Origin of the sequence: Prosthecobacter sp. (genome assembly GCF_044226605.1) — a bacterium.
In the GTDB taxonomy this organism is placed as follows: Bacteria; Verrucomicrobiota; Verrucomicrobiia; order Verrucomicrobiales; family Verrucomicrobiaceae; genus Prosthecobacter.
Genome location: NZ_JBGAGS010000004.1, coordinates 86,884 through 111,718, shown reverse-complemented (window position 1 = coordinate 111,718; position 24,835 = coordinate 86,884). Strand labels below are relative to the sequence as shown.

Annotated in this window: 18 protein-coding genes; 8 read left to right on the top strand and 10 right to left on the bottom strand. The window is 59.9% G+C overall.

Annotated features, from left to right (window positions below; genetic code table 11):
• Window positions 1–106 precede the first annotated feature (106 nt).
• Window positions 107–2,674, top strand: coding sequence for a leucine--tRNA ligase (gene leuS, locus ACILSO_RS06525; RefSeq protein WP_395736568.1), 2,568 nt, complete (start codon window positions 107–109; stop codon window positions 2,672–2,674).
• Window positions 2,675–2,932: 258 nt separating this feature from the next.
• Here leuS and ACILSO_RS06520 read toward each other — a convergent pair whose 3' ends face one another.
• The gene (locus ACILSO_RS06520) at window positions 2,933–3,418 is read right to left on the bottom strand and encodes a hypothetical protein (protein ID WP_395736567.1); all 486 of its coding nucleotides are present in this window, start codon (window positions 3,416–3,418) and stop codon (window positions 2,933–2,935) included.
• A gap of 182 nt (window positions 3,419–3,600) precedes the next feature.
• On the opposite strand from ACILSO_RS06520, the gene ACILSO_RS06515 reads away from it, so the two are divergent.
• The 4 genes from ACILSO_RS06515 (at window position 3,601) to ACILSO_RS06500 (ending at window position 9,625) form a co-directional block, all read left to right on the top strand.
• The gene (locus ACILSO_RS06515; protein WP_395736566.1) at window positions 3,601–4,575 is read left to right on the top strand and encodes a glycosyltransferase family 4 protein; all 975 of its coding nucleotides are present in this window, start codon (window positions 3,601–3,603) and stop codon (window positions 4,573–4,575) included.
• A gap of 203 nt (window positions 4,576–4,778) precedes the next feature.
• Window positions 4,779–5,573, top strand: a complete 795-nt coding sequence (locus ACILSO_RS06510; RefSeq protein WP_395736565.1) for a hypothetical protein — start codon at window positions 4,779–4,781, stop codon at window positions 5,571–5,573.
• Window positions 5,574–5,756: 183 nt separating this feature from the next.
• A complete protein-coding gene (glgB, locus tag ACILSO_RS06505) occupies window positions 5,757–7,928 on the top strand; it encodes a 1,4-alpha-glucan branching protein GlgB (protein WP_395736564.1) in 2,172 nt (723 codons plus the stop codon).
• Window positions 7,929–8,080: 152 nt separating this feature from the next.
• Window positions 8,081–9,625, top strand: coding sequence for a beta strand repeat-containing protein (locus ACILSO_RS06500; protein WP_395736563.1), 1,545 nt, complete (start codon window positions 8,081–8,083; stop codon window positions 9,623–9,625).
• A 33-nt stretch (window positions 9,626–9,658) separates the two neighbouring features.
• On the opposite strand, the gene ACILSO_RS06495 is transcribed toward ACILSO_RS06500, so the two are convergent.
• Window positions 9,659–11,449, bottom strand: a complete 1,791-nt coding sequence (locus ACILSO_RS06495; RefSeq protein ID WP_395736562.1) for a serine/threonine-protein kinase — start codon at window positions 11,447–11,449, stop codon at window positions 9,659–9,661.
• A gap of 196 nt (window positions 11,450–11,645) precedes the next feature.
• Between ACILSO_RS06495 and ACILSO_RS06490 the strand changes: the two genes are divergently transcribed.
• Window positions 11,646–12,197: a glutathione peroxidase gene (locus ACILSO_RS06490; protein WP_395736561.1), complete on the top strand. Its 552-nt coding sequence runs from the start codon at window positions 11,646–11,648 to the stop codon at window positions 12,195–12,197.
• A 110-nt stretch (window positions 12,198–12,307) separates the two neighbouring features.
• Here ACILSO_RS06490 and ACILSO_RS06485 read toward each other — a convergent pair whose 3' ends face one another.
• The 7 genes from ACILSO_RS06485 to ACILSO_RS06455 all read right to left on the bottom strand — a co-directional run bounded on the left by ACILSO_RS06485 (window position 12,308) and on the right by ACILSO_RS06455 (window position 19,771).
• Window positions 12,308–13,594, bottom strand: a complete 1,287-nt coding sequence (locus ACILSO_RS06485) for a PDZ domain-containing protein (RefSeq protein ID WP_395736560.1) — start codon at window positions 13,592–13,594, stop codon at window positions 12,308–12,310.
• A gap of 39 nt (window positions 13,595–13,633) precedes the next feature.
• On the bottom strand, window positions 13,634–14,107 hold the full coding sequence (locus ACILSO_RS06480) for a hypothetical protein (RefSeq protein WP_395736559.1): 474 nt from the start codon (window positions 14,105–14,107) through the stop codon (window positions 13,634–13,636).
• Entirely contained in the window at window positions 14,104–14,679 is a 576-nt protein-coding gene (locus ACILSO_RS06475; RefSeq protein WP_395736558.1) for an RNA polymerase sigma factor, read from the bottom strand. The genes ACILSO_RS06480 and ACILSO_RS06475 overlap by 4 nt, the downstream gene beginning before the upstream one ends.
• A gap of 100 nt (window positions 14,680–14,779) precedes the next feature.
• Complete coding sequence (lgt, locus tag ACILSO_RS06470) at window positions 14,780–15,748, bottom strand: prolipoprotein diacylglyceryl transferase (RefSeq protein ID WP_395736557.1); 969 nt, start codon at window positions 15,746–15,748, stop codon at window positions 14,780–14,782.
• Between the two features lie 111 nt (window positions 15,749–15,859).
• Complete coding sequence (locus tag ACILSO_RS06465; RefSeq protein WP_395736556.1) at window positions 15,860–16,729, bottom strand: D-hexose-6-phosphate mutarotase; 870 nt, start codon at window positions 16,727–16,729, stop codon at window positions 15,860–15,862.
• Window positions 16,730–16,739: 10 nt separating this feature from the next.
• Complete coding sequence (gene cdd / locus ACILSO_RS06460) at window positions 16,740–17,126, bottom strand: cytidine deaminase (RefSeq protein WP_395736555.1); 387 nt, start codon at window positions 17,124–17,126, stop codon at window positions 16,740–16,742.
• A gap of 59 nt (window positions 17,127–17,185) precedes the next feature.
• Entirely contained in the window at window positions 17,186–19,771 is a 2,586-nt protein-coding gene (locus ACILSO_RS06455; protein WP_395736554.1) for a CehA/McbA family metallohydrolase, read from the bottom strand.
• A gap of 91 nt (window positions 19,772–19,862) precedes the next feature.
• On the opposite strand from ACILSO_RS06455, the gene ACILSO_RS06450 reads away from it, so the two are divergent.
• Window positions 19,863–20,873 (top strand): heparan-alpha-glucosaminide N-acetyltransferase domain-containing protein, encoded by a 1,011-nt coding sequence (locus ACILSO_RS06450; RefSeq protein WP_395736553.1) that lies wholly within the window; start codon window positions 19,863–19,865, stop codon window positions 20,871–20,873.
• Window positions 20,874–21,051: 178 nt separating this feature from the next.
• Here ACILSO_RS06450 and ACILSO_RS06445 read toward each other — a convergent pair whose 3' ends face one another.
• Window positions 21,052–24,162, bottom strand: coding sequence for a PVC-type heme-binding CxxCH protein (locus ACILSO_RS06445; protein ID WP_395736552.1), 3,111 nt, complete (start codon window positions 24,160–24,162; stop codon window positions 21,052–21,054).
• Window positions 24,163–24,298: 136 nt separating this feature from the next.
• Here ACILSO_RS06445 and ACILSO_RS06440 point away from each other — a divergent pair, with 136 nt between their 5' ends.
• Complete coding sequence (locus ACILSO_RS06440; protein ID WP_395736551.1) at window positions 24,299–24,817, top strand: hypothetical protein; 519 nt, start codon at window positions 24,299–24,301, stop codon at window positions 24,815–24,817.
• The last annotated feature ends 18 nt before the right edge of the window (window positions 24,818–24,835 follow it).

Sequence of the window (24,835 nt, the reverse complement as noted above, 5' to 3'; positions counted from 1 at the left end):
GCTCTAGCTCGCTCCGGATTTGGGGGAAAGCGCCCCCAGAATGAGCTAAAGCTCATGAGTACTTTATTTGACCTCTCCCCGACCCTCGCCTTGTTTCGCGCCCCCTATGAGCAGCGAGCAGCGCAAAGCCTTTCCATTCTCCGAGTTTGAACCGAAGTGGCAGGACGTGTGGGAGGCCAAGAAAGCCTTCCGCACGCCGAACCCCGGCGATGCCGATTTCGACGCCTCGAAGCCGAAGTACTTCGTGCTCGACATGTTCCCCTATCCCAGCGGCGCGGGTCTGCATGTGGGCCATCCGGAAGGCTACACCGCCACGGACATCATCGGCCGCTTCAAGAAGATGTCCGGCTACAATGTGCTGCACCCCATGGGCTGGGATGCCTTTGGCCTGCCTGCGGAGCAGTATGCCATCAAGACCGGCACGCATCCGCGTGTGACCACGGAGAAGAACGTGGCCAACTTCACCAAGCAGCTCAAGAGCCTTGGCTTTGCCTATGACTGGGACCGCGAGGTGAACACCACCGATCCCGGCTATTTCAAATGGACGCAGTGGATCTTCCTGAAGCTCTACAACTCCTATGTGGGAGATGACGGCAAGGCGCATCCGATTTCCGAACTGGAAGCCAAGGGCCTGAGCCGCGAGGAGATCGACTCGCGTCGTCTGGCTTACGTGTCTTCCGCGCCGGTGAACTGGTGCCCGGAGCTGGGCACGGTGCTGGCCAATGAAGAAGTGGTGGATGGCAAGAGCGAGGTCGGCGGCTTCCCTGTGGAGCGCCGCCCCATGCGCCAGTGGATGCTGCGCATCACCGCGTATGCCCAGCGCCTCATTGATGAACTGGACGGCCTCGACTGGCCGGAGAGCATCAAGCTGCTGCAGCGCAACTGGATCGGCCGCAGCGAAGGTGCCGAAGTGAAATTCAAGGTGGCCGGCAGTGAGGAGACGATCACCGTTTTCACCACACGCCCGGACACGCTGTTTGGAGCCACCTACATGGTGCTGGCGCCGGAGCATCGCCTCGTGGACTCGCTGGTCTCAGAAGAGCAGGGGACCGAGGTGGAGAAATACCGCGAGAAGGCCGCCCGAAAGAGCGACCTGGAGCGCACCGAACTGGCCAAGGAAAAGAGCGGCGTCTTCACCGGCGCGTATGCCATCAATCCCGTCAACGGCGAGCAGATCCCCATCTGGATCGCCGACTACGTCCTCATGGGCTACGGCACCGGCGCCATTATGGCCGTGCCTGCGCATGACGAGCGTGACTTTGAATTTGCGCAGAAGTTTGAGCTGCCAATCAAGCAGGTGGTGCAGCCACCGGAAGGCAAGGACTGGCAGGGCTTTACCGAGCATGGCATCGCCGTGAACAGCGGTTTCCTGGACGGCCTGACCACACCCGAAGCCAAGAAGAAGATCGCCGCATGGCTGGAAGAAAAGGGGCTGGGCAAAGGCACCATCAATTTCAAGCTGCGCGACTGGCTCTTCAGCCGTCAGCGCTACTGGGGCGAGCCCTTCCCGATCGTGTGGGAAGACGGCAGCCACCGCAGCATTCCTGAAAGCGAACTGCCGCTGATGCCGCCGGACCTGGAAGATTTCAAGCCCACCGGCACGCCGGAGCCGCCTCTTTCCAAAGCCACCGACTGGGTGCAGTACTCCGCCACCGCCAAGCGCGAGCTGAACACCATGCCGCAGTGGGCCGGTTCCTGCTGGTATTACCTGCGTTACTGCGATTCCAAGAACAGCGAACGCTTTGTCGGCGAGGCTGCAGAGAGCTACTGGATGGGCGGTGGCAAGCCCGGTGGCGTGGACCTCTACGTGGGTGGCACCGAGCACGCCGTGCTGCACCTGCTGTATGCGCGCTTCTGGCACAAGGTGCTGTTTGATCTTGGTTATGTCACCACACCCGAGCCCTTCCAGCGTCTGGTGAACCAAGGCCTCATCCTGGGCGAAGACGGTCAGAAGATGTCCAAGTCTCGTGGCAACGTGGTCAATCCCGATGACGTCGTGCGCGACTACGGCGCCGATGCACTGCGTCTGTATGAGATGTTCATGGGCCCGCTGGAGCAAGTGAAGCCCTGGAGCATGAAGGGCGTGGAAGGCGTGTATCGCTTCCTGGCCCGCGTGTGGCGTCTGGTCATGGAAGTGGATGACGAAGGCGTGTGGAGCGTCTCCGCCGCGCTGCAGGATGTGCCCGCCAACAAGCAGCTTACCAAAGCGCTGCACGAGACCATCAAGAAGTGCGGTGAGGATATTGAGAAGCTCAGCTTCAACACCGCCATCAGTACGATGATGATCTGCACCAACGCTTTCGTCGGCGCGGAAGTAAAACCCGCTGCTGCTATCGTCACCTTCCTCAAGGTGCTGAGCCCCTTTGCTCCGCATCTGGCGGAAGAACTGAATGCCCGCATCGCCAGCAAGTTCCCGGCTCTGGCCGTGCAGGGCCTGCTCAGCGACGCCACCTGGCCCGTGTATGATCCCGCCGCCCTCATCGAGGACGAGGTGGAAATCGTCTTCCAGGTGAATGGCAAGCTGCGCGACAAAGCCCGCGTGCCCGTTCAGGCCACGAAGGAGGAGATCGAAAAGACCGCTCTGGCCAGCTCCCGCGTGCAGGAGTTCATGGAAGGCAAGCCGCCGAAGAAGATCATCGTCGTTCCCGGCAAACTGGTGAACATTGTGGTTTGATACCATGCCCCAGAAAGCCGGTTCTGCCTGCAGGTTGCAGCAGACCGGTTTTCAAACATGCACAGCCCTCCGGTCGTAGGTCGGTCGTGTTTGGCGTCGAAGTTATTCCATCCTCCACCGCTCCCTCCGCCAAACCGCCCGACTGCGAGGACGTTCGTACGCCTCAGAGATTGCAGCGAGCTCGCAGACGGGCGGGCTTACGCCACGACCGCCCTACGTCCAAGCCTGCGCTGCTCAGGCCATGCTCTCAATCCTGCACTATCTCAACTTCGGCTGTCCAATCCCCAGCGCCTTCAGCTCCGCGCGCACGGCATCCAAGTCCTCTGGAGATACCATCAGCATGGTGTAGGTGCCGCTGGCACTGCAAACAATGAAGGCGGGCTGGAGGCCGGTCTTCACCACGGAGTTGAGCTGGGCATCCATGTCCTTTTCGTTGGCGAAAGTGAATTGAGAACAGGGGCCCTTCAGCTTGACCTTGCTTGAATAGATGCCGCGGGACTTTCCGCCCTCATTTTCAAAGTAAATGATCTGTTCGCCCTTGCGCTGCATCGCCGCTGTGTGAGCACCAAACTCCGCGAAGGGCATCCATGGAGAGAAAAGCTTCTCGCGCTCTTTGCCCTTGGAGCCCTCCACCTTGGAAGGGTAGGTCATGTGAACATCATCCTTGTCTTTGGCATGCGTGCTGGGCAGCACGACGAGCGCCATAGAAAGTACAATCCGGACAACAGAGGTCGTTGCGTTCATGGTGGGTAGTCATAAGTGATTGGCCGGAATCTTGTCAAGCACCCCGGGGAACTATTGCCGCCAGAAACGGGCCTCGTGCGGTGAACTTCCCAGATATTACACTCTGTGTTGAAGCATGAAGAGCAGCCACTTAAGCATTCCTGCATTTGCGCAGAGGTGGCATTCGCGCTCCTGTACCCGGCATGCGCATCGCCATCCTTCATTATTCAAAACCGCCCGTCATCGGCGGAGTGGAGAGGGTCATTGGTGAGCAGGCGGCAGCACTGCGAACGCAGGGACACGACGTGGAGATTTGCACCCGCGCGGACTGGTGTGTGGATGGCTGGGAGGCGGTGATCGTGCACAATGTCTTCACCATGCCTTTTGACCTGGCTTGGACGAAGGAATTAATCAAGCTCACCCGGTCTCGGCCAGACATTCGGTGGATCAATTGGGTGCATGATGTGCGGTGGTCGGCCCAGGTTCCGAAAGCGGCGCACGTGGCGGTTTCGGAGCATCGGCGGCGGGATTATGCGAAAGTCACGAAGGAGCCGATCCATGTCATTCCCAATGGCTGCGACTCCAGCGCCGTGCTGGGGCTCACCGATCGGGTGCGTGACTTAAAGCTCGAACACGAAGGCCTGGTGCTGCTGCAGCCCACCCGCTTTGTACGGCGGAAAAACATTGAGTGCGGGCTGCGGCTTCTCACAGAGCTGCCGGAGGCGGTTTACCTCGTCACGGCAGCGCCGGATCCGCATCAGAAGGATGGATTGAAGTATTTCCGTGAACTGAAGGGACTGGCCAAAGAACTCGGTGTGCACCGGCAGGTTCGCTTTCTCGGTGAGACGAAAACTCTCACCGATCACGATGTACGCAGCCTCTACCACATGTCAGACCTGCTGTTTTTTCCCAGCATCGAGGAAGGCTACGGACTGCCCCTGATCGAGGCCGCACTGCATGGAGTGCCTGTGTTTTGTTCGCACATTCCTGCGCACCGGGAAGTTGCAGTGGGGGCCACTTTTTTCAAACTCACTGCCGAACCCAAAGGTCTGGCGCGGAAGATCAAAGCTCATCCTGGCGTGAAAGTCCGGCAGCAGCAGCGACAAATGATGGTGCGGCTGGCGTGGCCACGAATCGTGAAGGAAATGCTGGAGCCATTGCTTTTTTCCAAGGGATAAAACGATTCCGAGCGGAAGGCCTCCCGGCATCTGTGTTATAGCGGTTTTCGCTCGTTGATCGGAATGGAGGCTTCAGAACAAAAAGCTCCTGTTACCCCGATAGCGGGCGAAGCCTACTTAGGGCAAAAACATTCGGTGTGAAAAAGGACGGTTTCATATCCAATACGACTGCTCAATTCCACAGGCAGCAATCAGCGCGGTGCGTGCAAAACGCCGTCTCCATTTACACAACCGCCTCGAATTATGTCCGAAACACCCGGACGGGCAACCCACGAATTCACCTCTACTCGCTGAGGCCGAGCCACTTTACGGAAGAGCAGAAGGTCCTGACAACCACCCAGTCGGTGTCCCAATCTTTGGACGGCCCCGCGGTGGTGGGTGGAGAGACCACCGATTTTTCCAAATTTGTCATTTCCAGCAAATCTATCCGGGAACAACTGCCGGTGCTTGTGGGGAACAAAGCAGTGGCCAGCACCACGCCAGACCCCACCTTTGACGGCGTCATTCCCAATTCATCGCAGACGCGGGTGAACGACATCCTGCGCAAGAAGGGATTGCTTTACGAAGTTGGAACCTTTGGCACCTGGGCTTCCGCTTTCCTGAAGGGGCGCAGCCTGGCGGATCAGGCCAAGGGAGCGGACCCAGACAAGGACATGCTGAACAATTTTGCAGAGTATGCATTCAATCTGAACCCGAACGCTTCGAGTGCTCTGAAGCATTACCAGGTGAGCCAGCTCGCAACCAATGTCGCGGACGGAAAGAATTATCTTCAGCTTTCATTCACACGCCGAATTGTTAGAACCGAGATCAGTTATATTGTTGCTGTCTCGGATAATCTCTCGACCTGGGACAGAACGCAGCTTCAAGTTCAGCAGGTCGGGGCGCCGCAGTCCAATGCCGACGGCATTACCGAAGTGGTGACCTATCGCTTGCTGGCGCTGCCTGAGGTCACCGCTCGTAAATTCATGCGTATCGAGATCACTGATCTCGCCCCTTGAGGGGTCTCCATGTTCGATCATTCAGGAGGATGGGGACGCTTCCATCCTCCGAATTTTTTGAATTGGCGGCGGCTGAGCGCCCGAGGTCTGTGCTCACGCTGATCCGGCTGCCTTGGTCATGAATTGTAGCTGGGACGCTAGAGCCGTTGCTTTCTGGCCGAAACGCTCCATGAATGAACATAAATGAGCCCCCATTCCAATAAAACTGAGATCGAATCCGTGCTGTCTGCACGACATCAAAATGTGTTCGCCTTTTTAGGTGCGCACGACATTGGAGAGGGCAGGCAGGTGGTGCGCATCTTGCAGCCCCACGCCAGGGAAGTCGCGGTGTTTGCCGGCAATGAACGCGTGACGGCCGAAAAGTTGCACAAGGACGGCTACTTTGAGGCGGTCACCCCCAAGGGGCTGTATGAGCTGGAAGTGACACCTTTTGAGGGCGAAACCACCCGCGTGAGTGATCCTTATTCCTTTGGCCTGCTGCTGGGAGAGCAGGACATGTACTACTTCCGTGAAGGCACGCACCAGCGCCTTTGGGAGGTGCTGGGAGCACGACTGAAAACCATCCATGGGGTTTCAGGCTGCCAGTTTGCTGTGTGGGCGCCGAATGCTCAGCGTGTGTCCGTCGTGGGCGACTGGAACCGCTGGGACGGCCGTGTGAATGTGATGCGCAACCGCATTGAAGCCGGCATTTGGGAAATCTTCATTCCCGGTGTCTCCGAGCTGACGCACTACAAGTTTGAACTGGTGGACAAGAATGGACACCTCGTCTTGAAAAGCGATCCCTATGCGGTCTTCGCCCAGCATGGCACGCAGACTTCCAGCCTCGTTTTCGATCTTGAGCGCTATCGCTGGTCCGACAATGATTGGATGCAGGCCCGGCCCAAGCATGAACTCTACCACTCGCCCATGAGCGTCTACGAGGTTCATTTCGGCTCATGGAAGCGCAAAGCAGAGCAGGGGAACCGCTGGATGTCGTATACAGAACTGGCGGACGAACTGATCCCGTACGTCAAAAACCTGGGATTCACCCACATTGAGATCATGGGCATTGCCGAGCATCCATTTGACGGATCGTGGGGATATCAGGTCACCGGCTATTTCGCACCAACCAGCCGTTTTGGAAACCCGGATGAATTTCGCGAGTTTGTGGACCGCTGCCATCAGGCCGGACTGGGCGTCATCCTCGACTGGGTACCAGGACATTTCCCGAAGGACTCCCATGGTCTGGCCAAATTTGATGGCACCGCGTTGTACGAGCATGAAGATCCGCGCCTCGGAGAGCACCAGGACTGGGGTACGCTCATCTTCAACTATGGCCGGCATGAGGTGAAAAATTTTCTCATTTCCAACGCCCTCTACTGGCTGGAACAGTTCCACATCGATGGTCTGCGGGTGGATGCGGTGGCATCCATGCTCTACCTCGACTATTCACGCGAGCCGGGGCAGTGGGTGCCAAATCACCTCGGAGGACGGGAAAATCTGGAGGCCATCTCCTTCCTGCGCGAGCTGAACACCGTGTGCTATGCCAAGCACCCTGGAACTTCGATCATTGCGGAGGAAAGCACGGCATGGCCGGGAGTTTCAAAGCCTGTGAGCACTGGAGGCCTGGGTTTCGGATTCAAATGGAACATGGGCTGGATGAACGACAGCCTGCGTTACATGGCGCACGAGCCGGTGCATCGGAAGTACCACCACGGAGAGGCCACCTTCTCCATGATTTACGCCTTCGATGAGAATTTTATCCTCGTGCTCAGCCACGACGAAGTGGTGCATGGCAAGGGCTCCCTCATCAACAAGATGCCAGGAGACCGCTGGCAGAAGTTTGCCAATTTGCGCATGTTCCTCTCGTGGATGTGGATGCACCCGGGCAAAAAGCTTCTTTTCATGGGCGGTGAGTTTGGCCAGTGGAATGAGTGGCGGCATGATGGCAGCCTGGACTGGCATCTTTTCCTTGGGGAGGAGCACAGCGGTCTGCAGAAACTGGTCAAAGACCTGAACCACCTCTACACCAGCCGCCACGCTCTCCACGCAAAAGATCATGAGCCCGGAGGCTTCCATTGGCTCGATGCCAACGATGCTGACAACAGCATCTTCGCTTTCGTCCGCACTTCGCCTGATGGGGACAAAGTGACGGTGCTCGTCAATGCCACACCGGTGAGCCGGATCGGCTACCGGGTGGGAATGGCCGAGGCAGGCACCTACCGTGAACTCCTCAACAGCGATGCGGCCAATTACGCAGGTTCTGGCGTCAGCGCAGGCGCAGGGTTCCAAGCCCAAAATGTGGCGTGGCAGGGGCAGCCCTGGAGCGTCGTGGTCGATCTCCCGCCGCTTGGCACGCTGGTACTGGGCAGATGAGGCGGGAGGTTCTTTTCCAGCCGCTTTTGCATTTAAGTCTTGCCCCACGTGAGGCATTGGCGCTAGCATTGTAGATTCGCGTCCCTAATCAAGGATTCATGAGCTTAATCGCCGTCACCCATTCAGCATTCACGGTCTTGCCCTCCCGCGCCATGCGTATTGCCGTTTGCCTGCTCGGAGCAGGGATGTTGCTGCTGCCTGCTTCCTTGGTTCGAGCTCAAACCGCCACGTCGGATCCTTCCGACCCGACGACTTCGGGAGCCACGATCACCTTGAATAACACTTCGGGGATCGGACTCAATGGAACCATCCAGCTTGGCGGCACGCTTACGCTGACAAGCGGCAGTTTAAGCATTGGCACGGTCGCAACGGCAGCAAATACGACGACCACAAACGCGCAGCAGGTCATTGATCCGTTGTCCGCTGGGGGAGTGCTGACGGTGAACAGCGGAACGGTCGCAGTGGCCAGCACGACGACAAACACACTGAGCGTGATTGATCCGCTGACCCTTGGCGGCACGCTGACTTTGGCGAACGGCACTGGCGTCTCCACGACCACGGCGACGTCCGGCACTCTGCAGGTTGCCAGCGGATTGACTCTGACCGGAGCCACGACCATTTCAGGCATCAACAACGCCACGATCGGGACCGCTGGCACTTTCAGTGGCACCAGCTCGCTCACCAGCAGCGTCAACCTGGGCATGCTCACTTTGAGTTCCGCGACAACCGCCTCGTCCATCGTGGTCAATGGCTCCACGCTGGGAACAATGACCTCCGGCACGCTCACGCTGAACAGTGGTGGAGTCGTGGATCTCACCAGTCTCTATGCTTCGGGACTTAACCTGACGATGGGACTGATCAGTGGCGGCTCCAGCGTCCTCACGCTCGCGACCACGAGTTCGGGAGTTTCCATTGGCATCGGCGGCACTTCGACGACTGCAGGAAGCGGAGGCGTCACCGTGACCGCCCTGGGCAGCCTCCCCGCGGGGAACACTCCCACCAGCGCCACATTCACCACGCCTGCGGTCTCTCTCATCGGGGTCGGCAATCTAGGTGCACAGAGCATCGCTGAGCGCGGGGTGATCTACTCCCTGACTTCGACCAGCAGCACGCCGACATTGGGCGGGGCCGGCGTGGTGAAGGTCGTGCATACCGGTACCGCTACGAGCGGCGGCAGCTTCAGCCTCACAGCGGCAGGACTTGCGGCCAGCACCACCTACACCTACCGAGTTTACGCCACGGACAGCAGCGGTGGCACCTATCTTTCGCAGCCTGCCACCTTCACCACTCCCAGCGTGCTGCAAAACTGGCGGCAGACCTACTTTGGCACTACCAAGGGGGCTGACCATGCTGCCGATAACGCCGATCCCGACGGCGATGGACTGCCCAATTTGATGGAATTCGCGACGGGTAAAAACCCTACCACGGCGCAAAACACGGCGTCTCCGGGCTCCACTTCGGTGAATGCTGGCGCCCTCGAATACACCTACACGCGCAGCCTGGATGCCGTGGCCTCTGGCGCCACCTTTACCGTCGAGTGGAATGACACCCTCAATCCCGCCGATTGGAGCAGCTCAGGTGTCACGGAAAGTGTTCTTGCAGACAATGGTGTCGTGCAGCAGGTGAAAGCCACCCTGCCAGCCAGCGCCACGGGCAGACGGTTCGTGCGGCTGACAGTGCTGCCACCAGCGCAGTGAGTCCGTGCTGCTTTTCTTCCCGGTGCTCAGGGTTCAATCCAGCTTCAAGGTGTTCACCAGTTCTTCCGCGTCACCTTCGGAGACAAGCACTTCCACATTGCGCAGGACGACGTTGTTGGGAGAAAGCTTGATGGCTCCCTCCGTCAAAGTGGCGTCCTCGATGGCATCGACCACCTTGCCATTCCAGACGGTAGTGATGCGCTTGCCGACGGCCCACAACTCCAGGCGGCACGGCGGGTCGAAATTGACCCTCGTCTTGGGGTAGCTGCTGAGGGTGCGCCGCTGCTGATTTTCGAACTGTATCCACTGAATGCCTCGGGAGGTGAGAAGCACGCCACCTGAGTTTTTGTCTGGCAGGGCCACCAAGTAATAGCCGCCGTTTTCAGGAGTGTCTCTCACCGTCAGCAGGGGCCACTCGCGTGAGCCAGGGCGCAGCTCACAGCGGATGGCGCAGTCGGTCAGGCCAGCCCCCACCTGAAGCACCTGCGTGCCCTGAATCCAGCCGTCCGGGTCTTCCCAGTCTTGGAACACCCGTTTCCACACATGCGCCGGAGGAGCCTGGGGAAGGGGACGTTCGGGTGCGGCAGGTGATTGCGCGGAGGCACCGCCAAGGTGGAAGCCACCCCGATGGAACGCCATGAAGACACCGATGCCCAGACCGATGCATGCGATGCCCATCACTGTGATGGTGGAGAACAGCCGCGGCCTTCGCGCGGTGCCCCGTTCGCGATCCTTCGGTGTTTCACGTCGTGCCACGGGTGCCATCGATTCTTTAGCGGCGGCTGGTGCGGGGGCGGCACGAGGGCTGCCGCTGCGTTTGTCAGGCACCCGAGACTGCTCCACGCGCACCTTTTCGACATCCGTCTTGATCTCGATGGCGCTGTTGTAGCGAAGTTCGCGGTCAGTCTGCATCGCTTTGTCCACGATGGCGTCAAAGCGGCGGTCCACCTGCGGCAGCAGGCTGCTTGGCAGCATGAAACGACCGCGCGGGATCTTGCCGGTGAGCATCTGGTACAGCATCACGCCCACGGCGTAGAGATCCGCGCGCTGATCGATCTTCATGCCTGGAATCCATGCTTCCGGCGCGATGAAATCGGGAGTGCCCATGGCCATGTGCGTGCCGGTATGCAGCGTGGTGTCCTTGTGCACCGACTTGGCCAGCCCAAAGTCCGCGACCTTCACACGGCCGCGTTTGTCGATCATGATGTTGGAGGGCTTGATGTCCCGGTGGATGATGCCTTCCTCATGGGCGAAGGCCAGGGCCTCACAAACAGCCACGATGATGTCGATGGCGCGCTGAGGCTCCAGCAAACCTTCACTGGCAATGAGGTGGGCCACGTCCGTGCCCTCCACAAACTCCATGACGAAGTACAGCAGGCCGCCCTCGGTCTCCCCGGCATCATAGACCGGCACGATGTTGGGGTGGGAGAGGCGAGCCATGGCCTCGGCCTCATGTTTGAAGCGTTCGGAAAACTGAAGGTCCCTCACTTCGGCCTCCCGCGGCAGCACCTTGATGGCCACCGGGCGTTTCAGGGTTCTTTGAATGCCTTGATACACCGCGCCCATGCCACCGCGGGCGATGAACTGGCTCACTTCATACTGCGGGAGCGTCTGCTGCAGGATCTCCACACTGGGCGGCACCCAGTCCCGCGATGGTGCCGGTGTGTCGTTGTCGATCCTCCTGGGGCCTGGTGCCGGAGGAGCCACAGGAATGGTGTCAGCCAGCATCGGCTGGGCCATTTCCGCGGGCTTGGCGATGGCGCGATTTTTCAACGCGGCCAGCGGAGAGATCTTCTTGGGTTTGGCGTCGGGAGAGTCTGGCATGATCGTCGCGCGCGGCGTCAGCGGAGCTTTACAGCCTCCTTTCGGTGCATGGCAATGGATTCATGAGTTTTGGAGGAGGAAACCTGCAAGTTCGAATCGCGAGGAGGGATTGCGGAAAGGGACGCCTGTTGTCCACTCCACTGGAAAAACAAAGTTGCCGCAAAAGAAGCAGGGGCGGCGGCGTTGGTTTCGGCCCATGAAACTTCTCACCCTCGCCTCCACGCTTCTCCTTGCTGTCGCCCTCAGTGCGGCAGACGCCCCGAAATCTGTGTACGATGTGCCGTTGAAGGACATCGACGGCAAAAACACCTCCCTGAAGGACTACAAAGGCAAGGTGATGCTGATCGTGAACGTCGCTTCCAAGTGCGGCAACACGCCGCAGTACAAGCAGCTCGAAGCACTCAACCAGGAATTCAAGAAGGACGGCCTGGCAGTCCTCGGCTTCCCCTGCAACGACTTCGGCGGCCAGGAGCCGGGAACCAATGACCAGATCAAGGAATTCTGCTCCTCCAAGTACAAGGTGACCTTCCCGATGTTTGACAAAGTGGCGGTCAAAGGCGCCAACAAGTGCGAGCTCTATCAGGTGCTCAGCGGCCCGACCTCTCCATTTCCTGGAGATGTGAAATGGAATTTCGGCAAGTTCCTCGTCGGCAAGGATGGCAAAATCCTGAAGCGCTTTGAACCCAAGGTGCAGCCCGATTCCCCTGAAGTGACCAGCGCCATCAAAGAGGCACTGGCAGCGAAGTAGGCATCCTTTCGCGACGGAAATCCGTCGCACACGATCTAAACAAAAACGGCGGCAGCTCACTGAGCTGCCGCCGTTTTATTTGAAGGAAGAGCTGCAGGCTCCGCTCCAACTCAGGCCGAAGTGGTCTTGGCTTTCACCTGCGGAGAGACCGACTTCTGCGGGACGCCGCCAGGCGCGGCAGGGGTGGGATTGCCGGGAATGTTCAGGCCCTGGCCAGGATTGATTTCAATATGGATGCCGCTGGTGGCACCGTTCATCGAGCGCAGCTTGTCGCGAAAGCCCTGTGGGACGGCGTTGCGTTCGTCATCTGTGTTCACGGGCCAGCTCTGTTCCGGGCCGTTGGCAGGACGAACGGTGAAGGTGGACTTGCCGTTTTCCGTCTTCAGCGTGTACTCGCCGGAGTCATCTCGCTGAGTGACGTTGGAACTGGACTGGCTGAAACTGAACTGCGAACTGTTGCCGCCGGGTATCACGGTGACGCCGACTTGGGGCATGGGAATGTTGTGTGGCGGCATTGGGTTGCCGTTGTTGGGCTGGATTGGCTGCTGCGCACCAGCTCCAGGAAGGTTCCAAACGGGAGGCTGTGGCATCGGGCCTCTCTGCCCGCCAGATTTCGTCCAATCCTGCAGGCGCTGCTGATAGTCGCGCATCTGCTCCTGAAACCGCTGCGCCTGCTCTCGCATGGCATTGCCTTGCTGCTGCAGCCCGCGCTGATCATGGCCATGGAACATTTCGCCATGGGGGAAGGGATTGCCGTTCGGCGGAGGCGTCCGGCCATTGAAGGTGTGCTGCTGCTGAGGAGGCTGGTGCTGCCGGGGATTATTCGGGGCGATCATGTGCTCGCCCAAGGTGACGGATACCTGGGTTTCCTTGCCGCCGGAGATGACACCCATCTGCACCACATCGCCCTTCTTCTTGGCGTGCACCAGGGACATCAACTGGTCCATGTTCACCAGCTTCTGGTCTTCAAACTTCACCAGCACATCGTACTTCTTCAAACCCGCCGCCTGAGCAGGCGAGTCCGTGATGACTTCATCGACCATCAGACCAAAACCGTCTGCCAGGGAAAACTGGGCACGGAGCTCCGGCGGGACATCGCTCGTGAGCACACCGAGGTAGGCCACCGGCTTCTGATTTTGATTCTGCGCCTGCCCTTGCCCTTCCTGCGGCATGCCGTGCTTGTTGTGGCCTTGATGACGGTCCGCCCGGGAATTCCAAACCTGGGTCTCGGTTTTCGTCGTGCCGTTGGAGTTGCCTGTGGCCGTGGCGTTTCCGCTGGCACTGGCGTTTCCTGAGGCTGCAGCGTTCTTTTGAACTTCTGCCGTGGGATCCGCCTGCTGGGCACACAACGGTGCCGCACTGAGACAGGCGATCATAAACGTATGTGGTAGTTTCATGGCTGGGCGAACGGGGCTGGCTTGCTGACGTCGGGCGTGTTATCTAAAGGATGCAGGAAGGAAAAGCTGAGGCTGGCTTTGGATGTCCATGGTCGTCTCTGCGGCATAACGCGGATCCACCCAAGTCTGGAGTTCACGGGAGATCACGAGGGCACGCTTCTCGTTGCCACGGTTGCGGCTGTGATAAACGCCGCTGTCTCTGACGTCATCCAGTTCATGGGACGTAGTAACGACGGGCGCCTCGGCCGGAGTCACCGAGGCCAGAGCGCCGGCGCTGCCCTGCTGCTGCGGCATGTAGCTCATGATGGCGATGGCAGCGGCGGCCCCCATGGCAGCCCAGCTGGCAGATGTGACCCAGCGCGGCAGCCGCCTGGACTGACGCCGGGTGCTGAGCCAGCTCATGTCGAGCTTCAGCTCTTCATCGACACGTTGCCGAAGGGCGGGGGATGCTTGTGCAGGGGAAATTCCGCGCAGCAAGTTTTCGAGTTGGGCTTCGTCTATATCGTTGTTCATGAGAGTGCCTGGGTGGGTGTGGAAAAGGGGATGATGTTGACGGCGGGGGCAGTGGAACTGCCGAGAAGATCGACCTTGAGATGGGCGAGCTTTTTGTGCAGTGCCTGCAAGGCGTAGCGGTAGCGGCCAGCCACGGTGTTGATGGAGTCACCTGTCATGGCGGCGATTTCATTGAAGGTCAGGTCACCCCAGAGCTTGAGCGTGACGACTTCCCGCTGGTCTTCAGGCAGGGCTTGCAGCGCCTTCTCGACGATGGCAGCGGCTTCCTTCTGTTCGGGCAGGGGGTCAAAGGTGGGGGTATTTTCTCCCGCCACAGCAATCTCCGACTTGGCCTCCCGGTTCACCCGGCGGTGGTCGGAGCGGCGCTGATCCAGCGCGATGGTGCGGACGGCGGCATACAGAAGCGGGATGTGCGCGGAGTCTCCCTCCGGAAAACGCCGCCACCAGCGTACAAACGCCTGCTGCACCACGTCTTCCGCATCGGCCTTCGAGTCCACGAGCTGGCGCGCATACAGCACCAGCTGCGGTGCAAGCTGCTCAAAGGTTTGTTTCCAGTCAAAGACAGGTTCCATGCAGGGTGGGGGAAAGGCGGGCAGGGACGGCTGAAGATGCGCTCTTCAACCTGCCTAACGCCGCCGGGCTTATTTTTTGGGGTTTAAAAAACAAAAAAGTTCAGCTCTGGGCTGCCGCCGCAGGGCCGGGGGGGCTTTTGCCCCACTTCAAACCATAGCCTATAAACAGGCCTCCCACAATGAACATGAAGGTGGAGAAGAACTGCCCCTTGGTCAGTCCCAGCACCAAAGCAGAACCGCTGTCTGGCTCCCGCACGAACTCCAGTGCGATGCGCGCGATGGCGTAAAGGAAGAAGAACAGGCCGGTGATGATTCCCTGACGAAGGCGTGGGAAACGCAGGCGGAGGAAGATAAGGATGGCACTGAGAAGCAGGCCCTCCCCAAGCGCCTCATACAGCTGGGAAGGATGGCGTGGGTGCAGAACGGTCTCCAAGTCAGGAAGCCGGTCACTGTTTTGCTCAAAGTAAGCGATGATGTCCGGGCTGTGCTGCAGACCACGGTTCCGGATTTCATCCAGCAAGGCCTGGCTGCCGCCCTGAGCCACGAAATCCTCATGCGTCAGCTCCGTCGGAAACTTCCACGCCCAAGGCACCGTGGTCACCCGGCCGAACAGCTCTCCGTTGATGAAATTGGCGATGCGGCCCAGAAAAATGCCCAGAGGCGCGCCGCACACGATGGAGTCGCCGATGCCGGCCCAGGAAATCTTGTGTTTCCACGCGTACCAACCGCAGAACAGAGTGGTGCCTGCGATGCCGCCATGGCTGGCCATGCCGCCCTGGTTGATCAGGAAAAACGTCCAGGGCTCATGAATGAACCCGTCAAAATTATACAGCAGCATGTAGCCCAACCGCCCGCCCAGCACGAGGCCAAACAGCGACACCATTGTGATGAAGTCCGCCACGGCATCCGGCTTGATCTCGGAGAGACCGCGCTTCGCGAGAAAATACATGACCCGGTAGGTGAGGTAAAATCCCAGCACATAAGCGAGTCCGTACCAGTGGATGGCGATGCGGTCTGTGAAGCGGATCACAAACGGACTGAGGTCGTGCAGATAGTAGGCGAAAAACATGGATGGAAAGGCATGAACGGGAGTGGCTTCAGCACAAGGAGCAAAAGCACGGCAGGGCCAGCCTGCCGATTCCTTTACCCGGGCTGAGACGAGTGCTTCGCGTGGAGGCTTTTAGAGCTTGCGCACTTCGATGCGCTGCATCAGCAGATGCTCCTGGCCGGGCTCGATGGTGACGACGTCCTCCCCGGCATTGGCCGCTTCGATGCATAGAAACATGGGATAGGCCTCGTCGGGCAGATCGCTAAGGCGCTTGGATTTTTCGATCCACGGATTCCACACCACGGTGGCCAGGCTGCCTGCTTTTTCGAGCACCAGTTCGCGACCCCAGACGGGATCGTGCACGATGACCGTCGCATCGGAGATGTACATGCGGTCCACTTCCTGATCGATGACAACGGTGCCCTGCTGCGGGCGCTTTTCCGGAGACAGGCGCCCTTCGACGTAATGCGTGCCATGAAGCCCGTGGACGGCGATTTTGGTGACGTCCTCCACGTTTAGGTAGGTGTGCAGCGCGCCGGTCATGCTCCAAGGGCTGCTGCCAGTATTCGTGGCCTGCAGCGTGACCTGGAGAGATGCCCCCAGGTGGACGTGCAGGCGCAGGGCAAAGGAATGGGGCCAAAGTGCCTTTGATTCCGAGGAATCTGAAAGCTTGAGCACAATATCCACCCCGGCTGTCGTTTCACGGGCCACATCCACCTCCCACATCTGGGTGCGGACAAAACCATGGGCAGGCTTGCTGCTGTCGGTGGGATGCGGTCCAAACCACGGCCAGCAGATGGGAATGCCGCCACGAATCGGCTTTCCCGGCTCCAAGACAGCCTCGGCGCTCATGTAGAGCACGGGGTCATGCCCGTCGGGAATCCAGTCGGTCACGTGCGCACCATTCAGGGCGATGCGGCCTGTCACGGCAGAGTGCTCGATGACGAGGATGGGGTAGCCAGCGGGTTCTTCTATGAGAGTAACGGAGGGAGGAAGTGTCATGCGCGGGCATTCATAACCTGAAGCTCGCCGGCAGCAACTCCGCCATCGTCAGGCAGACCGGTTTTCCATCCCGCAAGAACCACACCGGGGTGTCCGCCGCGGCGAATTCGCAGATCACCTGCCGGCAGGCGCCGCAGGGGGGGAACTCCGCCCCCAGCGCGATCACCGCCAGTTCCGCGATCCGCATGCCCGGTCCTTCCGCCGCGACAGCCTGGAAGATGGTGCCGCGCTCCGCGCAGATGGTCAGGCCGTAGCTGGCATTCTCTACATTGCAGCCCGTGAAGAGACGTCCCTGGGCCGTGACGAGAGCGCACCCCACCTGGAAATTTGAATAAGGGGCATACGCTTTCGCAGCAGCGGCAGTGGCGTGGGTGAGCAGTTCGGGGAATGCGGGCATGCAGCCCCATTCAAACCATTCAGCCGACGTTGTCGCGTTCGATTTTGCCCCCTTGGCCCTCAGTCCTTTTTTTTCTTTTTCCCCACGGTCTTGTGCTCGACTTTGGTTTCAGGAGCGGCCGCTTTCGGCTCGTCTTTGATCACACCGGCACGCATGAGCTTTTCTTTGACCTGGTCCACCTTGAGGCCGCCCACGGGCAGTTCAAAACCCAGCGTGTCGCCGTTGGGGGTGAAGCCTTGTCCGTCGGCATCCACGTAGATGGGGTTGTTGTAGGCGCAGGGGCGCATTTTGGCGTAGTCGCTGGTGCCATAGCAGGTCTGTTGATTGCCGTCTTCATCGATGGCGACCACGATGAGCTGGGCGTCGTGCTCCAGCGGAACGTGGATCTTTTCCTCAAACTTCACCACGCCGTCCTTGAACATCTGCGGGTGCGTAGCACGGGTGAAGTTCAGCTTGGGATCCGGGCGGCTGTTGACCAGCACCTGCACGCGGTCGATGTCCATCCAGTCGGTGCATTGCACGCGTACTTTCAAATCGATGCCACCTGTGGCGCGGTCATCGTCTCCGGCGATCTTGCCGTTTTGAGTGGTCACTTCAAGGAAGGGGCCGGTGCTCAGCACGAGGTGGCCAGCTTTCGCATGCGGGGCCAGTTCCGCCCAGTCGATTTTGGCGGGTTCATCGGTGCTGCTGGGCAGGTAGCAGCGCCAGCAGCCGACACCATTGCCATAGACGGAATGCGCATCCGCCACCCCCACTGCGGTGACTCTCAGCCCTTGATTCAAAAGCTGACGCCACACAAACTCGCGTACCGGATTGACCTTCATGGCCAGGGAGCCTGCCGGACGACTCAGGCGGAACGGTGAATCTGCCAGGATGTCGGTGCCGGGGCCGTTTTCAGACTCCGCGCCATCGATCATCCCGCCCACGCCGACAAAGCCACCGTCCTGGATGCCGTCGCTGTCGCGGTCGATGAACATGTTGGAAAGGTCGGGATGATTGAACTGGATCCAGCGGTCCGCACGCTCGCCCTGCCAGCGGCGCAACGTCAGCACGGTGATGCGCGGGTCATCGTTCCAATCCGGTGCGCCGCCGTTTTGCTTGAGCGGCTCGGGCTCAAAGGGGAAGGCGTTGACATGCTGGCGGCTGCCGGTGAGCTCGATGCCTTTGACGGTCTTGATATAGGGTTCAAGTCCCAGCGCCTTGATGGTGGGCTCCCAGTCGTAGAAACGGTTGTGCTCCGTGGTGGGGGTGAATTCGAGATTCTCCGCGGCTATGTTGATGAGGCGGCCATCCGTGTCGCACACGTTGTCTCCGCTAGGGGTGCTGTGATTGTGGAAGTCGGCGCTGATCCAGCCCTTGGTGTCCACCACGCGCTTGAGCGTGCCTTTGAAGACGTGCTCCTTGCCGGCCTCGACGGTGATTTCCTGCTCAAGATGGGAATACTCAGGACCACGAACCACCACGACGTGATATTTGCCCGGCGGGAGCTGCTGGGTGAACTGGCCGTTCTCGCTCATGTACTGATCCACGCAGCCGTGCGCGCGCCACTTGGGGCCGAGATCGAGTTTCGGTGCGTCTTTGTCCAGCGGTGCAAAGTGCGCCTTGCACGGGATGGGTTTGCCGGATTCGTCGGTGATGTCAAAACGGATGCGTGAGGCGGAGGCGACGTAGATTTTTGGAGTCACCAGACCGTCTGCGGTTACCGCGAAGGCGAGCTTGCTCGGCTCGCGCCCCAGGTCTTCCACGATGATCTCAGTCTGGCCCTCGGGCAGCTTGAGATTGAACTTGCCTTCGGCATCGGGATAAGCGGGGATCGTTTTTTTCTCGCCGTCAGGCACCAGGATCCTTGCGGTGGAGACGCCCTTGTCGCCTTTATCAAAGATCTGCCCCGAGATGACGCCTTGCTTAGCGCCCTTGACCGCGCGCACTTCTCCGACCGCCTGTGCAGGCGAAGTGCCCACGGCAAAGAAACGGGAGATGACCACTTCCTGCTGCGCTTTCAGCTCGATGCTGTCCTCCAGCTTTTCGATGCCCGTCAGGTTCAGTGTGCCAAGCGCGTAGCCGCATTTGTGGGCAGGATTGATGGCGTCCGTCCAGAAAATGCCGTCCGTCGTGGTGCCCGTGGAATCAAAGCGGGTGAAGTCGGACTTGGTAAAAGTCTTCTGCGGCTTGTCGGTTTCGTTGCGCAGGGTGGTGGTGATAAAAATGCCCTGCACGCCGTCTTTGACGCGGTATTCATGGCGCTTAAAAACACCGCCGTTTTTCGCGGCCGTGGTCACGGACTCCACCGCGGCGCTGCCTTCTTCCTGGGTGGGGATGGATTTCACAAAGCTCACCGGTCCGTGCCCGCAGGGGCCATAGACCACGAGCTGGTCGTTGTTGGCACCGCGCAGCGTGAAGTCGTAGAGGCAGCCAGGAGTCACACCGTCCTCGCCGTAGAAGGTGCTCATGTTGGCCTTGCGATTCGGCGAGTTCTGCGAGATCACGGCCTCCACTTTGTCGCTGCGCAGCACGAAGTCGCCGAGAATGCCGTCGGCCTCCTTGCCCTTCGGCAGTTCGGCTTCACGACCGAGCGCGGCTTCAAATACTTCGGCGGCAGGCATGGAGCTTGCGATGAGCAGGGAGAGGAGGAGAACTGGCTTCATGGATCGGTAACAGAAAGAAGAAGAGAGCTGTAACAAACGGAAGCCGGAGCGCCATCTTGTGATTGGAAACAATTTAGTTAATCTCCGCCGCGTGCCCTCTCCCAACCATCGCCTTCTCTGGCTCGATCTGTTTCGCGGTCTGGCCGTGCTCGGCATGGTGTGGACGCATGCCGCCAACACCTTTCTGGACGCAGGCCTGCAGACCACGCCTTGGTTCCATGAGCTGACCTACTACCATGGGCTGATCGCCCCGGCGTTTTTCTGGATCGCGGGATTTGTGTTCGAGCACGTCACTGGGGAAAGGCACAAGCCAGCGCGGCCTGCTTTGAAAAGACTGCTTATGGTTCTGCTGATCGCCTACCTGATGTATGTGCCATGGCTGGACCTGCTGAATGCTCAGGCTTGGCGCGCGGTATACACGGTGAATGTGCTGCACTGTCTGGCTGTCAGCGGCATGCTCATGCTGGTGGCACAGCGCTGCGGGCGCTGGCGGCATGCCGTGGTGGGTGCACTGCTGCTCTTTTTCGTGGGCTTGGAAAAATCGGCGCAGGGCTGGCACACGGGCGCCCTGTTCATCGACCAATATCTCAATCGCAATCAAGGCTCATTCTTTGCGCTTTTTCCCTGGGTGGGCTTTGGGCTGGCGGGTTTTCTAACTCGCGGCCTGTGGGATGGCGGCACGGACCGACGTGCGGCGTTGGTGTTTGTGCTCGGTGCGCTGCTGGCATTCGCGCAGCCCTGGTCTCCCTGGCCGGGCGGGCTGCCAGAGTTCTTTTTAGAGCGACTGGGCTGGGTGCTCATGGCCGCCGTGCTGGTGGCCTGCGTGGCGGAGCGCGTGAACTCCTTCACCGGCTGGCTGCGACTCGCAGGCAGGGAATCTCTCCTGCTGTATGTGGCTCACCTGATGCTCATCCATGCGGTGCCACTGCCGCGTCAGCCCCTTCAGTTTGCGATCGGCAAGACGCAGCCGCTGTGGGGAGTGGCGGTGATCTTTGTGGTGCTATTTGCCGTTTCACTCCTGCTCGGCTGGCTGAACGAAAAGCGCAAGCTCCGCCAAAAAAGTACTGGTGAGTTTCAGCTCACTCCGGAAAACCTCCGCTAGAAAATATGAGTCCGAGTTCACTCCGAAATTCAAAACAATGCAGTTCCTATTGGAATTCTGCACATGACGGCAGACCGAAGGCGATCCCCCATCTTTTGAGCTGGGGGATCGGCATATCAGTGCGAGTTGAGGTGGCGCTTTCCAGAGCGGGCTGAAGCGCGCAAGTACTTTTCCAGAATCAGAGACTCTTCAAATAAGCCACGATGTCGCTGATGGACTGCGGAGTCAGACCCAGCTGCTGGGGCTGATACATGAGGGAGCGCTCCATCTTTTTCATGCTGGAGATGCGCTCCTTGGGCACGGTCTGCACGAGGCCGCCCATGCACTTGATCATGACAGGATCGCCGCTGGAAAGCACCATGCCGGTGATGGTGAGTCCGTCCTTGGTTTTGATCTCGCTGCCTTCATAACCGTGCGAGATGTCGGCCGAGGGATGGGCAATGGCCTGGGCGATGACTTCGCCCGGCTGCTGCTTGCCGAATGTGCTGAGGTCGGGACCGAACTCGACGCCGCCCTGGCCCACCTTGTGGCAGGTGAAGCAGACGGCGATGGCGGCCTGGCCGCGCTTCGCATCGCCGGGGAGCTTGGCGATCTCTGCTCCGCTGGGCAGCGTGGGCGCGTCTTTGACTTCAGGGGGCATCTCTACGGCAACGAGTTTCACCTTGGCGGGATCATACAACCCGAGCGCCTTCATGCCGCTCTCCACATCGTAATCCTTCCAGTCGTTGCCCTTGCGGTTCAGCAACCACCACTTCGCCAGTTCCTTCAGCGGGAAGTCCTTGTTGTTTGCCAGTTCGATCATCGCACCTGCGGCCTCACGGCTTTTCACAAAGGCCAGCCCGGTGAGCATGAGCTTGCGCTGCTCCTCAGTCAGCGCGCCATCGAGAGCACGGGCTTTGAAGGACTCGACGGCTTCAGGTGGGTGCATGCGCCAGGCGATCCAGGCCTGCGCATCGCTCCACGCAGTGGGTTTGTCCCGGCAGATGGCTTCGTAAATGTTCGATTCCATGCCTTCGCAGCCCAAGCCAATTGCCTCAAGATATGCACGGTCTTTGCCGTCAAACTGCTGAGCGAGTAAAAACAGCAGATCGCCGCCAATGCGGTGAGGCACGTGCCCCAGAATAAGCGCCAGTTCCCGACGCACGGCTGCCGAGGGATCCTGGACCATCTTCCCAACCTCGGATATCGAAAGCGCACCTGCACGTGCCAGAGCACGCAGCGCTACCACGCGCTTCTGTTCGTCCTTGGACTCCAGCCACGTCTTCATCTGCTCAATGCCTTTCGGCCCCATCTGCGCCAGCAACCACGCGGCGCGTGCGGCGATGTATGCGTTGTCGTCTTTGAGCAAAGCGGCCACGGCAGGCACCGCTTTCGCGCCCTGCGCCTTCAGCGCGGTAAAGCCGCTGTAGCGCACATTCGGCGCGGGGCTTTTCAGCGCGGCGATCTGGCCTTCCGTTGTGTCCAGCTTGAGCGCAGGCACCTTGGAAACAAAGCCCTTCGGCGCGATGCGGTAGATCGTTCCGGTGTAGCGCTCGTCCAGCGTGCCGTGGCCGCCCACGCGAGCGTCGAACCAGTCGGCGACGTAGATCGCGCCATCGGGCCCCACGGTCACATCGCTGGGGCGGAAGCGGGTTTTGAGTTCACCGGTGGGTTTGCCGCCGAGGAAATCGGAACCGGCAAATTCCTTCTCCTTGTTGGAGGTCATGAAGTCAAAGCGCTCCATCTTCCAGCCTGCGCCATCCAGTTTCGGCAGATACCCAAAGACGACGTTCTTGCCCGCTTCGCATGCGAGCAGCAGGCCGTTCCACTTTGCATCCAGCGCACCGTTTTCATAGAAACCCACGCCGGTGGGCGAGCCGCCGCCATACACATCGCCTGCGGGCATGGTGCCGGGATCTTCCTGACGCCACTCGGCGGTGGGCGTGTCCTGGCCGGGGCGCTTGTCGGCCCCCCAGGAGCGCAGGCCGTCGGCAGAAGCAAAGCCTGCATTGCCGCCTTCCATCACAGGAGTCACGCGGCAGGCGGGCGGGTCATCGTTGTCGCTTTGGAAGACATCGCCAAAGGAGGTGACGGTTTGCTCGTAGCTGTTGCGGTAGTTGTGGCCGATGATGGTGACGTTTGTGCCGTCGGGATTCATGCGCGCACCGAAACCGCCGATCCACACGTGGCCGTCATCGCTCTTCTGACCGGCGATGTCCTGCATCATGTAGGGGCTGCCCATGCGGAAGGTTTTGCCGGAGTGATCGGTGAACTTCGCGCCCGTGTTTCCCTGGTTCCAATACCACTGTCCGTCCGGACCAGCGGTGACGCTGTGCAGGCTGTGGTCGTGCTGGCGGCCGCCGAAGCCGGTGAGGAGGACATCGCGCTTGTCGACTGCAGGATCAAATTTGCCGTCGCCATTGGTGTCGGTGTAAACCAGCATGTCCGGTGGCTGCGAGACGACGATCTTGTCTCCCAAAACAGCGACGCCGAGTGGTGCGGCGAGAGCAGGCTCCTGCACAAATACGATGCTCTTGTTTGCCTTGCCGGAGCCGGTGGTATCTTCGAGCACGACGATGCGGTCGCCCTCGGGCCTGCGGCTGCCCTTGCTGCGGTAGTTCACACCTTCCGCGACCCAGAGCCGGCCTTGGGCATCGAAGTCGATGTTGGTGGGATTGTACAAGTCGGGCGAGGTGGCCCAGACGGTGACTTCCAGGCCTTCAGGCACGGTGAAGAGTTCGGCGGGCACAGTGGTCCTGCCATCGTCCACGACCGGTGGAGCGGGCTTGGGAGCATTTGGCGGCGCCTCGGTGTAGACCTGGAATTTCACACTGGCGTTGCTGGCCTTGCCGCCGCGCTCCATGCCGCCGTCGTCAATGGCTGCCTGTGCGGTGAATCGTGCGACGCCGGGTGGCAGATCATAGACGATGACGGAGCGCGCGTGGGTGCCGATGCCATTGGCGTACTTCTGGCCACCGACCAGGAGCGAGTCTGCCAGTGCGGATTTGCCTACGCGCGTGCCACCGGAGCCCTGGCTGGAGGCTTTCCATTTCAGCGTGGTCAGATCTTTGCTGCTGCCGTCTGCCATGATCAGTTTTGGCTCCAGCCAGTCCGCCCAGTCGCAACTGATGCCGTCCTCATCCGAGACGACGAGGTAAAGTTCCCTGGCACCTTTGAGAGGCGCATCCACCTGAACGAGACGAGGCTTGCTGGCGGTGGTGATCTTCGGGCTTTCGAAAACAGGGGCGGCAGCAGTGGCGCATGCAGCAGCAGCCAGCAGCGCGAGGAAGGAAAGGGGGCGGGACGTCATGGGGAAGGGGCGGGAGCTGAGGCTCGGTTAGAAGGCTTGGCAGGGAGTGGCACTTTTCCAGAGCGAGCTGAACCTCTCAACTACTTTGCACAACACGGCTTGCGGTGCGGCAATGCTTCTCCACATTCGCGGCACCATGAAATCTCTCCTGCTTTTGCTGCTCCCGCTCGTGCTGCTGTCCTCCTGCCAGACCACCTCGGATGAGTACAGTGTCGGCAGCGTGGCCGAGGCGAAAGCTTTTGCGCGGCGGGCGGTCGAAGTGGGCTACATCCATCAGGGTGGCGAGGCTGCGCTGGTGGCGGAAAAGTCTGTCGGCAGGCCGCTAGAGGGCAAATGGAGCCCGCAAAAAATGGACGCCTTTCTGTACAGGTATGCAGACGAGCATCCGCGCCTGATGGAGATCAACAAAGCCGCCACCACTGGCAAGATCAGCGAGAAGGAACGCGTGGTGCTGGTGAATGTGCTGCGCGGCCAGGAAGAACGCATGGCGGAAGCCAAGCTGGCCGAAAAACAGGATGCCTTGGACGACCTCAATCAATCAGCCCTGATGATCAATCAAAGCTCGTCGTACCGGCAAAACTCCGCGCTGATGCAAAACACCCCGACTTCAGGCTATTCCGGTTACGGTACAGGTTTTGGCGGTAGGAGTTATTGATCCGTCAAAGCAGCCTTG

What these genes read in the sequence shown, in the direction of transcription:
- ACILSO_RS06475 (WP_395736558.1), bottom strand. Translation starts at nt 14,679, where the DNA reads ATGGAACCTGTCTTTGACTGGAAACAAACCTTTGAGCAGCTTGCACCG.
- ACILSO_RS06440 (WP_395736551.1), top strand. Translation starts at nt 24,299, where the DNA reads ATGAAATCTCTCCTGCTTTTGCTGCTCCCGCTCGTGCTGCTGTCCTCC.
- leuS (WP_395736568.1), top strand. Translation starts at nt 107, where the DNA reads ATGAGCAGCGAGCAGCGCAAAGCCTTTCCATTCTCCGAGTTTGAACCG.
- ACILSO_RS06485 (WP_395736560.1), bottom strand. Translation starts at nt 13,594, where the DNA reads ATGAAACTACCACATACGTTTATGATCGCCTGTCTCAGTGCGGCACCG.
- ACILSO_RS06445 (WP_395736552.1), bottom strand. Translation starts at nt 24,162, where the DNA reads ATGACGTCCCGCCCCCTTTCCTTCCTCGCGCTGCTGGCTGCTGCTGCA.
- ACILSO_RS06515 (WP_395736566.1), top strand. Translation starts at nt 3,601, where the DNA reads ATGCGCATCGCCATCCTTCATTATTCAAAACCGCCCGTCATCGGCGGA.
- ACILSO_RS06500 (WP_395736563.1), top strand. Translation starts at nt 8,081, where the DNA reads ATGCGTATTGCCGTTTGCCTGCTCGGAGCAGGGATGTTGCTGCTGCCT.
- ACILSO_RS06495 (WP_395736562.1), bottom strand. Translation starts at nt 11,449, where the DNA reads ATGCCAGACTCTCCCGACGCCAAACCCAAGAAGATCTCTCCGCTGGCC.
- ACILSO_RS06490 (WP_395736561.1), top strand. Translation starts at nt 11,646, where the DNA reads ATGAAACTTCTCACCCTCGCCTCCACGCTTCTCCTTGCTGTCGCCCTC.
- ACILSO_RS06520 (WP_395736567.1), bottom strand. Translation starts at nt 3,418, where the DNA reads ATGAACGCAACGACCTCTGTTGTCCGGATTGTACTTTCTATGGCGCTC.
- ACILSO_RS06480 (WP_395736559.1), bottom strand. Translation starts at nt 14,107, where the DNA reads ATGAACAACGATATAGACGAAGCCCAACTCGAAAACTTGCTGCGCGGA.
- ACILSO_RS06455 (WP_395736554.1), bottom strand. Translation starts at nt 19,771, where the DNA reads ATGAAGCCAGTTCTCCTCCTCTCCCTGCTCATCGCAAGCTCCATGCCT.
- ACILSO_RS06465 (WP_395736556.1), bottom strand. Translation starts at nt 16,729, where the DNA reads ATGACACTTCCTCCCTCCGTTACTCTCATAGAAGAACCCGCTGGCTAC.
- glgB (WP_395736564.1), top strand. Translation starts at nt 5,757, where the DNA reads ATGAGCCCCCATTCCAATAAAACTGAGATCGAATCCGTGCTGTCTGCA.
- cdd (WP_395736555.1), bottom strand. Translation starts at nt 17,126, where the DNA reads ATGCCCGCATTCCCCGAACTGCTCACCCACGCCACTGCCGCTGCTGCG.
- lgt (WP_395736557.1), bottom strand. Translation starts at nt 15,748, where the DNA reads ATGTTTTTCGCCTACTATCTGCACGACCTCAGTCCGTTTGTGATCCGC.